This window comes from Pseudovibrio exalbescens (assembly GCF_028737195.1).
GTDB classification, from domain to species: domain Bacteria; phylum Pseudomonadota; class Alphaproteobacteria; order Rhizobiales; family Stappiaceae; genus Pseudovibrio; species Pseudovibrio zosterae.
In genome coordinates, this window is record NZ_JAQZAJ010000002.1 from 440,641 (window position 1) to 454,452 (window position 13,812).

General features: G+C 55.0%; 11 protein-coding genes. 5 read left to right on the forward strand and 6 right to left on the reverse strand.

What is annotated here, in order from left to right:
* Window positions 1–108 precede the first annotated feature (108 nt).
* The 5 genes from PUV47_RS07180 to PUV47_RS07200 are packed head-to-tail and all read left to right on the forward strand — an operon-like array spanning window position 109 to window position 7,784.
* A complete protein-coding gene (locus PUV47_RS07180; RefSeq protein ID WP_274217833.1) occupies window positions 109–1,953 on the forward strand; it encodes an extracellular solute-binding protein in 1,845 nt (614 codons plus the stop codon).
* A complete protein-coding gene (locus tag PUV47_RS07185) occupies window positions 1,953–3,827 on the forward strand; it encodes an extracellular solute-binding protein (RefSeq protein WP_274217834.1) in 1,875 nt (624 codons plus the stop codon). Before PUV47_RS07180 ends, PUV47_RS07185 begins: the two co-directional genes overlap by 1 nt.
* Before the next feature lie 15 nt (window positions 3,828–3,842).
* Window positions 3,843–4,946, forward strand: coding sequence for a microcin C ABC transporter permease YejB (locus tag PUV47_RS07190; RefSeq protein ID WP_274217835.1), 1,104 nt, complete (start codon window positions 3,843–3,845; stop codon window positions 4,944–4,946).
* Between the two features lie 7 nt (window positions 4,947–4,953).
* Window positions 4,954–6,135 (forward strand): ABC transporter permease, encoded by a 1,182-nt coding sequence (locus PUV47_RS07195; protein WP_274217836.1) that lies wholly within the window; start codon window positions 4,954–4,956, stop codon window positions 6,133–6,135.
* Window positions 6,136–6,146: 11 nt separating this feature from the next.
* A complete protein-coding gene (locus PUV47_RS07200) occupies window positions 6,147–7,784 on the forward strand; it encodes an ABC transporter ATP-binding protein (protein WP_274217837.1) in 1,638 nt (545 codons plus the stop codon).
* A gap of 30 nt (window positions 7,785–7,814) precedes the next feature.
* On the opposite strand, the gene PUV47_RS07205 is transcribed toward PUV47_RS07200, so the two are convergent.
* The 6 genes from PUV47_RS07205 to PUV47_RS07230 form a co-directional block, all read right to left on the reverse strand.
* On the reverse strand, window positions 7,815–8,261 hold the full coding sequence (locus tag PUV47_RS07205) for a methyltransferase family protein (RefSeq protein WP_274217838.1): 447 nt from the start codon (window positions 8,259–8,261) through the stop codon (window positions 7,815–7,817).
* Between the two features lie 90 nt (window positions 8,262–8,351).
* Window positions 8,352–9,257, reverse strand: coding sequence for an alpha/beta hydrolase family protein (locus tag PUV47_RS07210; RefSeq protein WP_274217839.1), 906 nt, complete (start codon window positions 9,255–9,257; stop codon window positions 8,352–8,354).
* A 173-nt stretch (window positions 9,258–9,430) separates the two neighbouring features.
* Window positions 9,431–10,813, reverse strand: coding sequence for a signal recognition particle-docking protein FtsY (gene ftsY, locus PUV47_RS07215; protein WP_274217840.1), 1,383 nt, complete (start codon window positions 10,811–10,813; stop codon window positions 9,431–9,433).
* Between the two features lie 28 nt (window positions 10,814–10,841).
* Window positions 10,842–12,110, reverse strand: coding sequence for a tRNA (N(6)-L-threonylcarbamoyladenosine(37)-C(2))-methylthiotransferase MtaB (gene mtaB / locus PUV47_RS07220; protein WP_274217841.1), 1,269 nt, complete (start codon window positions 12,108–12,110; stop codon window positions 10,842–10,844).
* Window positions 12,107–13,009, reverse strand: coding sequence for a diaminopimelate epimerase (gene dapF, locus PUV47_RS07225; RefSeq protein ID WP_274217842.1), 903 nt, complete (start codon window positions 13,007–13,009; stop codon window positions 12,107–12,109). The genes mtaB and dapF overlap by 4 nt, the downstream gene beginning before the upstream one ends.
* 105 nt (window positions 13,010–13,114) lie before the next feature.
* Window positions 13,115–13,669, reverse strand: a complete 555-nt coding sequence (locus PUV47_RS07230) for a L,D-transpeptidase family protein (RefSeq protein WP_274217843.1) — start codon at window positions 13,667–13,669, stop codon at window positions 13,115–13,117.
* Window positions 13,670–13,812: the final 143 nt, after the last annotated feature.

A 13,812-nucleotide genomic window follows, 5' to 3' on the forward strand; every position in this document is an offset into this window, starting at 1 on the left:
ATAAACTGGAGAAAATGTGCTTTTGAGAGCCAGTCGCAATTAGGCCGTCTACGTGAGTGTGCGGTGGCTCATCGCTTAGAACGGAGGGTTTCTGTGCGCAGATTATTCATGTGTGTTGTTGTCGGAGTAACTTGCGCCCTTACCGCAGCGCCGTCGCTGGCCTCAGAAAAGACAGACTATCCATGGCGCCATGGTTCCACCCTGCTTGGTGAGCTTAAATATCCTGCAGACTTTGAACACTATGAATACGTCAATCCGGATGCGCCAAAAGGTGGCGTGGCACGACTGGCGGGAACTGGCACTTTCGATAGCCTGAACATCGCCATTTCGCGCGGAACGCCTCCCCTCGGCCTGTTGAACATATATGATCAGTTGATGTCAGCACCCTTGGATGAGGCCTCCGCTCAGTATGGCCTGATCGCCGAGGCCCTTCAGTACCCAGAGGATTACTCTTGGGCGAAGTTCCGTCTCAATCCAAAGGCGCGGTGGCATGATGGTCAGCCAATCACGCCTGAAGATGTCGTGTGGTCCTTCGAAGTGCAGACCGAGAACGATCCTCATCTCAAGTACTACTATCGCCACGTGGCCTCTGCCGAAGTGACGGGAGAACATGAAGTGACCTTCAAGTTCGACCAAACGGGCAATCGCGAACTGCCTCAGATACTCGGTCAAGTGCTGGTCTTTCCGAAACATTGGTGGAACGGCACTGACGCAGACGGCAACCCACGCGACATCACTGCTGGAACATTGGAGCCGCCTCTGGGCTCCGGCCCTTATCGTGTTGGCAAGGTTGTCCCAGGCCGCACCATATCCTATGAACGGGTCGAGGATTATTGGGCCAAAGACCTTAATGTGAACGTAGGGAAGTACAATTTTGATGAGCTTCGTTACGAGTATTACCGCGACGAAACCGTTGAAATTCAAGCTTTTAAAGCAGATCAATTTGATTGGCGCATTGAGCCAACAGCAAAAAACTGGGTCACGGCTTACGACGTCCCTGCGGTAGAGCGTGGCGATATCATCAAGGAGTCTTTCCTTCAGCCAGCGCGCGGGCGAGGGCTCATGGTCGGCCTGATCCCAAACCTCCGCCGAGACAAGTTTTCAGACCCACGGGTACGTCGCGCGCTGAATTATGTACTCAACTTCGAGGAGTTGAACCGGACCATCTTCTTCGATCTCTACAACAGAATTGACAGCTACTTTTACGGAACAGAGTTGGCCGCAACCGGAGTTCCAGAAGGCTTGGAGCTTGCCATTCTGGAAGAGGTGCGTGGCAAAGTTCCTGAGGCGCTTTTTTCCGAGCCTTATACCAACCCAGTAACCGAGGATGGACGGCAAGAGCGGGACAATCTGCGCAAGGCTTTGAACCTACTCAAAGAGGCGGGCTATGAGCGCCGTGGTAACCAGCTTGTGAATGCGGAAACTGGCGAGCCCTTTACAATCGAGTTTATGCTGAACGGCCCGCGTTTTGAGCGCATAGGGCTGCGTTATGCCCAGGCGCTGAAGCGCATTGGCATAGAGATGACACTGCGGCCCACAGACAGTTCTCAGTATGTGAATCGAATTCGCGAACGTGACTTTGATATGATTTACCAAGGGTGGGCTCAGTCCTTGTCGCCGGGGAATGAACAACGTTCTTATTGGGGTTCATCCGCTGCTGATACACCATCCTCTCTCAATTATGGGGGCATCAAGAACGCTGCTATAGACCACATCATAGATCGGGTGATCAACGCCAAGGATCGCGAAGAACTTGTAGCCGCAACGCGGGCCTTGGATCGTGTCTTGCTTTGGAACAACTACGTCATTCCGGGGTGGACATCTGCAGAGACGCGTGTTGTGCATTGGGATAGGTTCTCTCACCCCGAGATAATGCCTAAATATTACATCGGTTTCCCGGATGTGTGGTGGTATGACGAGGCAAAAGCCTCTCAAATTGGAGCGAACCGGTGATGATGGACCCAATCTTCTTTGACCGACGTCAGTTTCTTATGTTTGGGGCCGCTGCAGCGGCCTCTGCCATAGTGCCAACAGGTGTCCTTGCGCGCCGCGGACCGATCACCAATCACGGCCTCTCCTACTTTGGCGAGCTGAAGTATCCCGAAGGCTTTGAGGCTTTTGACTACGTCAACCCGAATGCGCCCAAGGGCGGGCGCATTGTCATGACCGCCAGCAACTGGTTCTATAACCAGAATCCGCAAACCTTTAATAGTTTCAACAGTTTCATTCTGAAAGGCGATGCGCCGCCACGGATGGAGCTGTGCTTTGACAGCTTGATGGTCCGGGCGTGGGACGAGCCGGATTCGATCTATGGTTTGGTAGCCAAGAGTGTCGATGTTTCTGAGGACGGGAACACGCTGAATTTTAGCCTTCGTCCAGAAGCGCGGTTCCACGACGGTTCGCACCTCACTGCCGAAGACGTGGCTTTTTCCTTGATGACCTTGAAGGAGCAGGGCCATCCGCAGATCCGGCAGGTCATTGCCGACATGGTGGATGCTGTTGCGCTGGCACCGGATCGGGTTGAGGTGAGACTGGCGGGCGGGCACAGTCGGTTGCTGCCCCTAACGATTGCCACGCTGCCACTGTTTTCAAAGACCTATTACACGACCTATCGGTTCGACCAGACAACGCTCACGCCGCCGCTATCTTCGGGCCCATACAAGGTTGGCCGTCACGAGATTGGGCGTTTCGTTGAGTATGTGGCCGTTGAGGAATACTGGGCGAAAGACCTGCCAGTGATGCGCGGTCATAACAACTTTCATGTCATCCGCATGGATTTTTACCGAGAGCGTCAGGCCGCGTTTGAGGCCTTCAAGAAAGGTGTGGTCACCTATCGGGAAGAGTTTACCGCGCGCAGGTGGGCAACAGAGTACAACTTTCCGGCCATTGAGGAGGGCCGTGTTTCCAAGCGGATCTTCCCAAACAATTTGCCTTCCGGAGCGCAAGGATGGTTCATCAACACGCGCCGTGAGAAGTTCAAGGATCCTCTGATCCGAAGAGCGATCGGCATGTGTTTTGACTTCGAATGGACCAACACGGCGCTGTTTTTTGACCTTTACACCCGCACGAACTCCTTCTTGGAGAATTCGCCAATGAAGGCAACCGGCTTGCCAAGCGAAGCTGAACTGGCGTTGCTGGAGCCTTATCGCGATCAATTGCCGGAAGAGGTGTTCGGTGAAGCGGTGGTCGCGCCTGTTTCCAATGGGTCGGGTCAGGATCGAAAACTGCTGCGCGAGGCGCAACGCCTTCTGTTGCAAGCAGGCTGCGAGATGCGGGATCGCGTCTTGCATATGCCAAGCGGCGAGCCGCTGACTTTTGAGGTCTTGTCGAATTCATCCAGTTTCGAGGGCGTGGTGCTGGCGTACATCAAGAATCTTCGCCTGCTGGGTATTGAAGCGACCTTCCGAGTGGTAGATCCGGCGCAGTTCCAGTCGCGTTCGAACGATTTTGATTTCGACCTTTGCGGGCGCCGGTTTGGATTGACGCCAACGTTGGGCGAAGGGGCGCGCCAGCTTTGGGGCTCTGATGCAGCGGACACGCCGGGCAGTTACAACATGGCAGGCATCAAGGATCCCGTGGTGGATGCCTTGATAGAGAACATTATCAACGCTGAAACCCGTGAGCAAATGAACACTGCGGCCAGAGCGTTGGACCGCGTGTTGCGGGTTGGTTACTACTGGGTGCCTCAATGGTACAAGCCAACGCATACAGTAGCCATTTGGGACATGTTCGGCATGCCTGAAAAAAAGCCAGACTATTGGTTACCGGTTGAAACGACCTGGTGGGTAGATCTGGAAAAAGCAGTCCGTATTGGCAAGGTGGACTAAGGAAAAGAAACGATAATGGGCGCTTATATTCTGCGTCGATTGCTTTTGATGGTCCCGACTCTGATCGGCATCATGGCAATCAACTTTGTTATTATTCAGTTTGCTCCGGGCGGGCCTGTTGAACAGGTCATCGCTCAGCTTCAGGGCAATGATGTGTCTGCAACAGCGCGCATCTCCGGTGGTGGCGGAGATATGGGCGCGGCTTCCGGCGTGGCTGCCGGGGAAGGCGTCAATTCCAAGTATCGCGGCGCACAAGGCCTCGATCCGGAGTTCATCAAGGAGCTTGAAGCTCAGTTCGGTTTTGACAAGCCGCCGCTTGAGCGTTTTGGCACGATGATCTGGGACTACATGCGGTTTGATTTCGGGGAGAGTTACTTCCGTGACATCGCGGTGGTGGACCTTATCGTCGAGAAGCTGCCGGTATCGATCTCCTTGGGGCTCTGGATGACACTGTTGTCCTATTCAATCTCCATCCCGCTCGGTATTCGCAAGGCTGTGAAAGATGGGACGTCGTTTGATGTCTGGACGTCCGGCGTGATCATTGTGGGCTACGCAATTCCCGGCTTTTTGTTTGCTGTTCTATTGATCGTCTTGTTTGCGGGCGGGTCGTTTCTGGACTGGTTTCCGCTGCGTGGTCTGACCTCGGAAGGCTGGGCCAACATGTCGTGGCCGGAGCGCATCCTGGACTACTTCTGGCACTTGGCGCTGCCGTTGACGGCCATGGCACTCTCCGCTTTTGCCACCACGACCCTTTTGACCAAGAACTCTTTCCTTGATGAAATTCGGAAACAGTATGTGCAAACAGCGCGCGCGAAGGGCCTGACAGAGCGCAAGGTGCTTTACGGTCACGTGTTCCGCAATGCCATGTTGATCGTCGTGGCTGGCTTTCCGGGAGCGTTCATTTCGGCGTTTTTCGCTGGCTCTCTGTTGATTGAAACCATCTTCTCACTCGATGGACTTGGCCTTTTGGGTTTTGAATCCATCATCAATCGCGATTACGCCGTGGTCTTTGCAACACTCTACATTTTCTCGCTTATGGGGTTGCTGGTAAACCTTATTTCTGACCTGACCTACACCTGGATCGATCCGCGGATCGATTTCGAAAGCCGGGAGGTCTGATCAGCTCATGGATACAAAACTTGAAAACCGGCTTGAAAAGCAAGGTTATGAAGACATCGCGCCGCTGGCAGAGCAGACACTGCCTCCGCCGCGCAAAGGCCTGTCGCCCATCAACAAGCGGCGGCTTGAGAACTTCAAGAAGAACAAGCGCGGCTACTGGTCCTTCTGGATTTTCGCAGTGCTGTTCGTTCTCACGCTGTTTGCTGAGTTCCTTGCCAACGACAAGCCAATCCTCGTCTCCTACAAGGGAGAGCTGCTTGCGCCCATCTTTGTTGAATATCCGGAGGAGAAGTTCGGCGGCTTTCTTGCTGTCACCGACTACCGCGATCCGTTCATCCAAGAGGAGATCGAGGCAAATGGCTGGATGCTTTGGCCGCTGATCCGCTATTCATACAGAACGGTCAACAACGACATTCCGGTACCAGCACCGGCTCCTCCTTCGTGGATGATGGACAAGCAGGAGCGTTGCTCTCGGTATCCGCTCGGGGTGGACGATCCAAACTGTGTCTCTGGAAACTTCAACTGGCTGGGAACAGACGATCAGGGGCGCGATGTGGTCGCCCGCCTGATTTATGGCTTCCGCATCTCCGTTCTTTTTGGACTTGCGCTAACAATAGCCTCCTCAGTGATAGGCGTGGCTGCGGGTGCGGTCCAGGGCTACTACGGCGGCTGGGTTGATCTGGGTTTCCAACGCTTCATTGAAATCTGGACGGCCATCCCAACGCTCTACCTGATCCTGATTGTGTCTTCGGTGCTGACGCCGGGGTTCTGGGTGCTCTTCACCATTTTGCTGGCGTTCTCCTGGGTCGCCTTGGTGGGAGTGGTGCGTGCGGAGTTCTTGCGCGGGCGAAACTTCGAGTACATTTCCGCAGCTCGGGCATTGGGCGTTTCCAACCCGGTGATCATGTGGCGCCACTTGCTGCCGAACGCCATGGTGGCAACGCTCACATTCATGCCGTTCATCCTGAATGGATCCATCTCCACGCTCACGGCGTTGGACTTCCTCGGGTTCGGCTTGCCTCCGGGCTCAGCATCGCTGGGTGAGATGCTCGCGCAGGGCAAGAACAATCTTCAGGCCCCATGGCTTGGCATCACCGGTTTTATGGTGCTTTCGGTCATGTTGTCTCTCTTGATCTTCATTGGGGAAGCGGTGCGTGACGCGTTCGATCCCCGCAAGAGCTATCAGTAGGAGGCAACAAGATGAGCGAACGCAAAGTTCCCCTTCTCCAAGTGAAGGATCTCTCTGTTGCCTTCACACAAGGCGGCAACACGTCAACAGCGGTGGATCAGATTTCGTTTTCCATCGACAAGGGAGAGACGGTCGCGCTGGTGGGTGAAAGTGGTTCCGGAAAGTCCGTTTCTGCCCTTTCCGTGCTAAAGCTGCTGCCCTATCCCGCGGCCAGCCATCCAACTGGTGAAATCCTTTTCGAAGGAGAGGATATGCTCACCGCCGATGAGAACGCGGTGCGCAAAGTGCGCGGCAATCGTATCTCCATGATCTTTCAGGAGCCGATGACCTCCCTGAACCCGTTGCATACGGTTGAGCGGCAGGTGGCGGAAATCCTGAAAATTCATAGGGGCCTCAGCGACACGGCCGCCCGCAAGCGGGTGCTTGAACTGCTGGATCAAGTAGGCATCCCAGATCCCGAAACGCGTCTTCAGAGTTATCCGCATCAGCTTTCAGGCGGTCAGCGCCAACGTGTGATGATCGCAATGGCCCTTGCCAATGAACCTGATCTTCTTATTGCGGATGAGCCAACAACCGCGCTTGATGTGACAGTGCAGGCGCAGATCCTGAAACTCTTGAAGGAGTTGCAGCAACGCACGGGCATGGCAATGTTGTTCATCACCCACGATCTGGGCATCGTGCGCAAGATTTCTGATCGCGTCTGTGTGATGACTGCTGGCAAGATCGTGGAAGCCGGTGACGTAAAGCAGATTTTTGAGGCACCGCAACACGACTACACCCGCCACCTCTTGGCTGCCGAGCCAAAGGGTGAGCCGCCCAAGACCAATGACAGCAAGCCAAAGATAATTGAAACCAGAGACTTAAAGGTTTGGTTTCCAATCAAGCGCGGCTTTTTGCGTCGGACCGTAGACCATGTAAAGGCAGTGAACGGCATTGATGTAACGCTTCGCGAAGGCCAGACCCTCGGTATCGTTGGCGAGAGCGGGTCAGGGAAAACAACACTGGGCCTCGCTATCCTGCGGATGATCTCCTCCAATGGCGAAATCCTGTTCAAGGGGAAGGACATCGCGCAAAACTCGTGGAAACAGATGCGTCCGCTGCGCCGCGATATGCAGATTGTGTTCCAAGACCCGTTTGGAGCGTTGTCTCCGCGTATGTCGGTGGCTGATATTGTCGGAGAAGGGCTGCAGGTTCACATGCCAACTCTGAGTGATGCCGAGCGGGATTATAAGGTGGCTAAGGCCCTGGATGAGGTTGGCCTCGATCCAGCTAGCCGCTTCCGTTATCCTCACGAGTTCTCCGGCGGCCAACGCCAGCGCATCTCAATAGCACGCGCCATGGTGCTGGAGCCCAAGTTCGTGATGCTGGACGAGCCAACGTCTGCGCTGGACATGAGCGTTCAGGCTCAGGTGGTCGACCTGCTGCGCGATCTGCAAAAGGCCCATGATCTGGCCTATCTGTTCATATCCCACGACCTGAAGGTGGTTCGTGCGCTGGCTAATGATGTGATTGTCATGAAGTCAGGCCAAGTCATGGAGGCCGGGTCGTCGGATCAGATCTTTGATAGTCCGCAGACCGAGTACACGAAGGCCTTGATGGCCGCTGCTTTCCGCATGGAGGCGGTCGATAGTCCTGTCCTTTCGCAGTAAGTCACGAGGCCCGGCATCTGCCGGGCCTTTTCATAGCCAGCGGCGGACCTGCTTTTCATAGGCCTCGAAAGCATCACTGAACTTCTCCCGAAGTGCGCGCTCTTCCGGTTCAATCTGGAATTTGTTCATGTAGCCGACATAAGCAATGAGCCCCAAGAACGCAGCCATGCTGGAAAGATAGATGGCCCAGCCGACAAGGCCGATCAACATACCTATGTACATGGGATTGCGCGTGAACTTGTAAACGCCGGAGGTGACCAGCGTGTTCACCTTTTGAGGATTGGTTGGATCCACAGTTGTCTTTAGGCGTCTGAATTCCAGCACGCCCGCAATGCCAATGCCGAGGCCGAGCAACAGAAAAAGTGCAAAACCTGCAACTGCAACGGGCCTTGGGAGGGGGTAACCGGGAATACCAACAGCCAAGACCCACATGAGTGCCGCGCAAAGGAGGCTCACAGCCACTGGCGGAACTTTCATTTCCAAAAATTTCATGGTGAAACCAACCAAAAGAAAAGCCTGCCCCAACAATAGGAACAGGCCTTATCAAATTGCAAGGTGGAACGGTGACTACTCCGCAGCAAGTGCCGTCCCAAGCCACGCTGTGATCTCTGGCATCAGCTGTTCGTCAATGAGAGCAGGGCCCTCCATGGCACTCCAAACATGGTCGGTGTCCAAAATGATGAGCGCTTCATCGCCGTGATGGTAGTTCATCCATGCTTTGCCCGGGTAAGGCTGCGGGGCAATCACCTCATCCCGGTCACCCATTACAACCAGCAGCGGCCCGGTGTAGCCTGATATCGCTGCGGTTGGGAAGGTAGTCGCCACCTCATGATAGAAGGCTGCGTTCAACGTTGTTTCAACACCCCATGGCAACTGTGTCGTGATTGGCGTGTCAGCTGGTGATGCGAGCGCCTTTTGTATTGCCTCAGAGCCCAGAAGGCCGCCATAGGTCAGCATCGGGTGGGTGACAGGTGCAAGCAACACGACGGCATCAACCATCTCGTTCTCTTGCACGGCATGGCTGGCAACAAGCCCGCCCTGGCTCCAACCCAGAACAACGAGTTTTGAGTCCATGAACTGGTCTTGTGACTTGATCCAGTCAATTGCTGCCGAAGCATCCGCAATCTGGCTGGAGAATGTGGTAGCGGCCCACTCACCGTCACTTTCTCCGGAACCACGAAAGTCTATGCGAAGGCTGTTGAAGCCATTTTCAGAGAACTGGCGCGCGATGCGAGAGAATACACCTTCATCGGTGTCCTTGACTGCGAGCTCATCGCGAGAACCGGTAAAGCCATGGAGCATCAAGACGATCGGTGCGTTGTCCGCGCCCTCAGCGGTCTCGAGTGTACCAACCACTTCTTGGCCTGCGACTTCAAACCGAACAGTTGTCTCTTCAGCTGACGCGTTCGCTGCTCCGAGAAGCGCGATCGCAGCCGCTCCGACAATTGCCTTCGAAAATAAACGCTGCACCATGGAACTCCCTGTAGCGAATAAAGATTTTAGTTGTTTGGCAGGACGCCAAGTACAACTCCCCAGCGCTATACTAGGATGGGACCTGTTCTGCGCAAGATAGGGGAGTTGATGATACCAATAAGGATAAGGAAGGGTCGTTGTGCTGCCTGCTCTGTCTTGAAAAACAGGCCCGGTCACTCCGCCATGCCAGCGATCGCTTGAGCGAACTCCTTTGCAGAGAACGGCTCGAGATCATCCATGCCTTCGCCAACGCCAATAAAGTGCACCGGCAGCTTGTGTTTGGCCGAAATGGCCACAAGGATGCCGCCGCGAGCAGTGCCGTCCAGCTTTGTCATAACCAAACCTGTCACGCCAGCGACCTTGCCAAAGATCTCCACTTGATTGAGAGCGTTCTGGCCCGTTGTGGCGTCCAGTGTCAGCAAGACGGTGTGCGGCGCGTCTGGGAGCTGCTTCTTGATCACGCGGATTATCTTTTCCAGCTCATCCATCAGCTCAGAACGGTTCTGCAAGCGTCCTGCAGTGTCGATGAGAAGCACGTCCACATTGCTTTCAATGGCTTGTTTGACAGCATCAAACGCCAGACCAGCCGCATCGGCGCCTGTATCGCGGGCGATGACCTCAGCGCCGGTGCGCTGCCCCCATACCTTGAGCTGTTCAACAGCTGCGGCGCGGAATGTATCGCCTGCCGCCAACATGACTTTTTTGCCTTCGCTGGCGAGTTTGGAAGAGAGCTTGCCGATTGTGGTGGTCTTGCCGGTGCCGTTTACCCCAACCATGAGCACAACATGTGGCTGGTGGCCTGTGGCGAGGTCCAGTGGCCGTGCAACGGGCTCGAGCACATTTTCAACTTCCTCGGCGAGGATCTCGCGCACTTCCTCTCCAGAGATTTCCTTGTTGTAACGACCGTCGGCCAGACGCTCGGTAATTGTCATGGCCGTATCAACGCCAAGGTCGGCTTGGATGAGAATATCCTCGAGCTCCTCAAGGGTTTCTGCGTCCAGCTTCCGCTTTGTGAAGATAGAGGCGATACCCTCACTCAGCGCGTTGGATGAGCGGGAAAGTCCTGCCTTGAGGCGTTGGAACCAAGAAAGCTTGACCGGTTCTGGCGCAGCTTTTTCGTCCACGGCATCTTCTTCAACCTCAACAGTTGCCTCGTCACCTGCGGGCGCTGAAGATTCGTGAGCTGTTTCAGGTGCTTCGGCTGTGCCAGCGTTGTCAGGCTCTCCAGTGTCTTCAACACCCGAGCTTACAGATGGTTGCGAATCTGGCGACGCTTCTGCGTTTGCCTCAGAGCTAGTGTCATCCAACACCTCGGGCGCGTCTGATGACGCTTCTTTGGCGTCATCCTGTGCCTCTGCCACAGCCTCAGCCGGAAGTTCGGTGGGTTCAGCCGCTTCGCCAGAGGGTTGCTGCTCCGTTTCTTCCAGTGCCGGACTTTCAGCTGGCTGCTCAGCCTGAGCGCTTTCCAGTGTTTCAGCAGCTTGCGTTTCAGCTGCTTTTTCTTCCGTTTTCCCACCAAACAGGCGCGAAAAGAAACCTGGCTTTTTCTCGCTCATACCCTACCGCAATCCTTAAGAAACAAAATCAGAGCGGATTACCAATCACTTCGGCAATCAGATGTCTATGGGTATGACCCGTTATCCGTGCTTTGACAAGAGATCCGGGCTCATTCGCGTTGAGTTCCACTTCTGTGAACTGTTCGGTCCGGCCAAGGCCTTCCTTCTCCAGCAAAACCAAGCGCTCTTTACCAACTTCTGACTTGAGATGGTGAAGCACAGCCTCCTCACCTTTGGCTCTCAAGCGCGAAGCTCGCTCCTTGATGAGGGCGCGGTCCAGCTGTGGCATGCGCGCCGCTGGCGTGCCGGGGCGGGGAGAAAACGGGAAAACATGCAGGTGTGTCAGCCCGCATTCCTCAACAATCCGCAGAGAGTTTTCAAACATCTCTTCGGTCTCAGTTGGGAAGCCTGCAATGATGTCGGCACCAAAGACCACGTCAGGACGCATTTTCCGCACATCTTCGCAGAACTGGATCGTGTCTTCGCGCGAGTGACGGCGCTTCATGCGCTTCAAGATCATGTTGTCACCGGCCTGAAGAGACAGGTGGAAATGAGACATCAAGCGCTGATCAGAGGCAATCACCTCCATCAGAGCCTCATCTGCCTCAATGCTGTCAATGGACGAGAGGCGCAGGCGCTTCAGGTCAGGAACCAGCTTGAGTATCTTGGCAGAAAGCGAGCCAAGCGTTGGTGTGCCGGGAAGGTCAGCGCCGTATGAAGTGATGTCAACGCCGGTCAGAACGATTTCGCCATAGCCGTTATCGACAAGCCGCTTGATCTGGTCAATCACCACCCCCATTGGGACAGAGCGCGAGTTGCCACGGCCATATGGAATGATGCAGAAGGTGCAGCGGTGATCACAGCCATTTTGAACCTGCACAAAAGCGCGGGCGCGGCCTTCAAGGCCGTCAATCAAGTGGCCCGCCGTTTCGCGCACGCTCATGATGTCGTTGACGATGACCTTTTCGGTGTCATCGATACCAAACTGAGCGACACGGCCATAAGAGGCGCGCTGCAGTTTTTCGGTGTTTCCGAGAACAAGATCGACTTCGCCCATCTCGGCAAATGTGTTGGTCTCTGTCTGCGCTGCACACCCGGTAACGATGATTTTGGCCTCAGGATTTTCGCGGCGGGCACGACGAATGGACTGGCGCGCTTGACGCACAGCTTCATTGGTCACAGCACAGGTGTTAATGAGCACGGCGTCCTTGAGGCCAGCGGCTTCTGCTTCGCGCTTCATCACTTCGGACTCGTAGGCATTCAGCCGACATCCGAACGTTACTACATCAATGGTCAATTTATTGGCTCCGCAACCGCGTCTCCCGCTGCGGTCTTTTCAAACTCAAGGGTGTTCAGATCAAGAAGGCCCTCGAAGTCAATCATTGTGTCTCCGGTCATCATGATGTGATCGTCATCCCGCCACTGGATTTCCAGCGGACCTCCAGGAAGGTGGATCAACGTTTCGCGACCGGTTTTCTTAAGGCGTGCGGCGGCAACGCCGGTAGCGCAGGCGGCAGTGCCGCAGGCTTCCGTGAGCCCGACGCCGCGTTCCCAAACACGCAGGCGAATTTCATTGGGTGCCAAGACATGCGCCAAAGAAATGTTTGCGCGCTCGGGGAACATGGGGTGGTTTTCAAGCAAGGGCCCAAAGCGTTCGAGTTCATGGCCGTTGACGTCTTCAACCCAGAAGATGGCGTGGGGGTTGCCCACGTTCACGACTGATGGGCTGTGCAGGACCGGCGCATCAATAGGGCCGATCTGCAATTCTATGGCACGGGTGTCCGCGAATTCTTCGGAAAGCGGGATCTCTTGCCAGCCGAACCTTGGCTTTCCCATATCCACGCTGATGCGAGTCTCATCGCCTGTGGCAAAAGCGTTCAGCAAACCGGCGATGGTTTCAATGGAAACATGAGGTGTGCCCGCTTCTCCCATCAAGAGGCGCCCGATACAGCGGGTTGCGTTGCCACACGCTTCCACCTGGCTGCCGTCCTGATTGTGAATGCGCATGAAAGCTGTTGCACCCGCAGGCGACGGCTCAACCGTAATCATCTGATCAAAGCCGATACCAGTCTCTCTGTGGCCGATTCTGGCGATTTGCGCAGGCGACAGCTTGAGCGGCGACTGTCGTGCGTCAAACACCACGAAATCGTTGCCAAGACCATTCATCTTCAAAAAGGGAACGCGCTCTTGCGCCATCACACTGCCACCAACTGCATCAGAGAGAAAATCAGGTGCCCTATATCTAGTAAAACTCGCCGGATTTCCAGAGAGTAGTTGCGCCGCTACGGCACGCGAGCCCCGTTAGGCCTCAATTACCATATGAGCGCCGGGTTTTACCAGTGCCAAGATTTGCTTCATGTGTTCAGGATACACAGCAACACAGCCCTCTGTGGGCTTATAGCCTTCACGGGCGATGTGAAAGAAAATGGCGCTTCCTCTACCCGGAACCGCTGGAAACATGTTGCAATCCAATACCACGACCACATCATACAGCCGGTCTTCTCGCCACATGCGCTCATGACTGGCATTAAAGGGTAGCTCTACCGGCCGGTTGTAGGCTAAATGATCGGCTTCATCACACCAGCCATCGTTTTGTGAGAGCGCAAAGGCGGGCAGGTGAGTCGTCTCCAGCACGGCTTTGTCAGGACGGTAGTAGACATTCAGCAGTTCAAACGTCCCGACAGGCGTGCTGCCATCACCTTCCGTCTTGTCGCGGTTGATACCTGAACGCCCCAATGCACACGGAAACGTGAACTCGCCGACAGAGAGTTCGCCTTGATGCGCGAGTGGCCCCACATGGCGCACAACCAAGGTTTGGTTGTTGTTTGCACCGGATGAGGAATGAACAGGGAGCATTGGGCTAACTCTCGACCTTCAGTCTTCAGTGGTTTTGACGGCTCAAGAATAAACTTCATATCACCGCCGCGTGAAACAGATTTTATGGCGCAATCTTGTTTAAGGATCGATTTTTGCGAGCTTTTTGAAAAGTGATCAGGTTA

Excerpts from the sequence above, each read along its gene's own strand:
- PUV47_RS07180 (WP_274217833.1), top strand. The coding sequence starts at position 109 with ATGTGTGTTGTTGTCGGAGTAACTTGCGCCCTTACCGCAGCGCCGTCG.
- PUV47_RS07185 (WP_274217834.1), top strand. The coding sequence starts at position 1,953 with ATGATGGACCCAATCTTCTTTGACCGACGTCAGTTTCTTATGTTTGGG.
- PUV47_RS07190 (WP_274217835.1), top strand. The coding sequence starts at position 3,843 with ATGGGCGCTTATATTCTGCGTCGATTGCTTTTGATGGTCCCGACTCTG.
- PUV47_RS07195 (WP_274217836.1), top strand. The coding sequence starts at position 4,954 with ATGGATACAAAACTTGAAAACCGGCTTGAAAAGCAAGGTTATGAAGAC.
- PUV47_RS07200 (WP_274217837.1), top strand. The coding sequence starts at position 6,147 with ATGAGCGAACGCAAAGTTCCCCTTCTCCAAGTGAAGGATCTCTCTGTT.
- PUV47_RS07205 (WP_274217838.1), bottom strand. The coding sequence starts at position 8,261 with ATGAAAGTTCCGCCAGTGGCTGTGAGCCTCCTTTGCGCGGCACTCATG.
- PUV47_RS07210 (WP_274217839.1), bottom strand. The coding sequence starts at position 9,257 with ATGGTGCAGCGTTTATTTTCGAAGGCAATTGTCGGAGCGGCTGCGATC.
- ftsY (WP_274217840.1), bottom strand. The coding sequence starts at position 10,813 with ATGAGCGAGAAAAAGCCAGGTTTCTTTTCGCGCCTGTTTGGTGGGAAA.
- dapF (WP_274217842.1), bottom strand. The coding sequence starts at position 13,009 with ATGGCGCAAGAGCGCGTTCCCTTTTTGAAGATGAATGGTCTTGGCAAC.
- PUV47_RS07230 (WP_274217843.1), bottom strand. The coding sequence starts at position 13,669 with ATGCTCCCTGTTCATTCCTCATCCGGTGCAAACAACAACCAAACCTTG.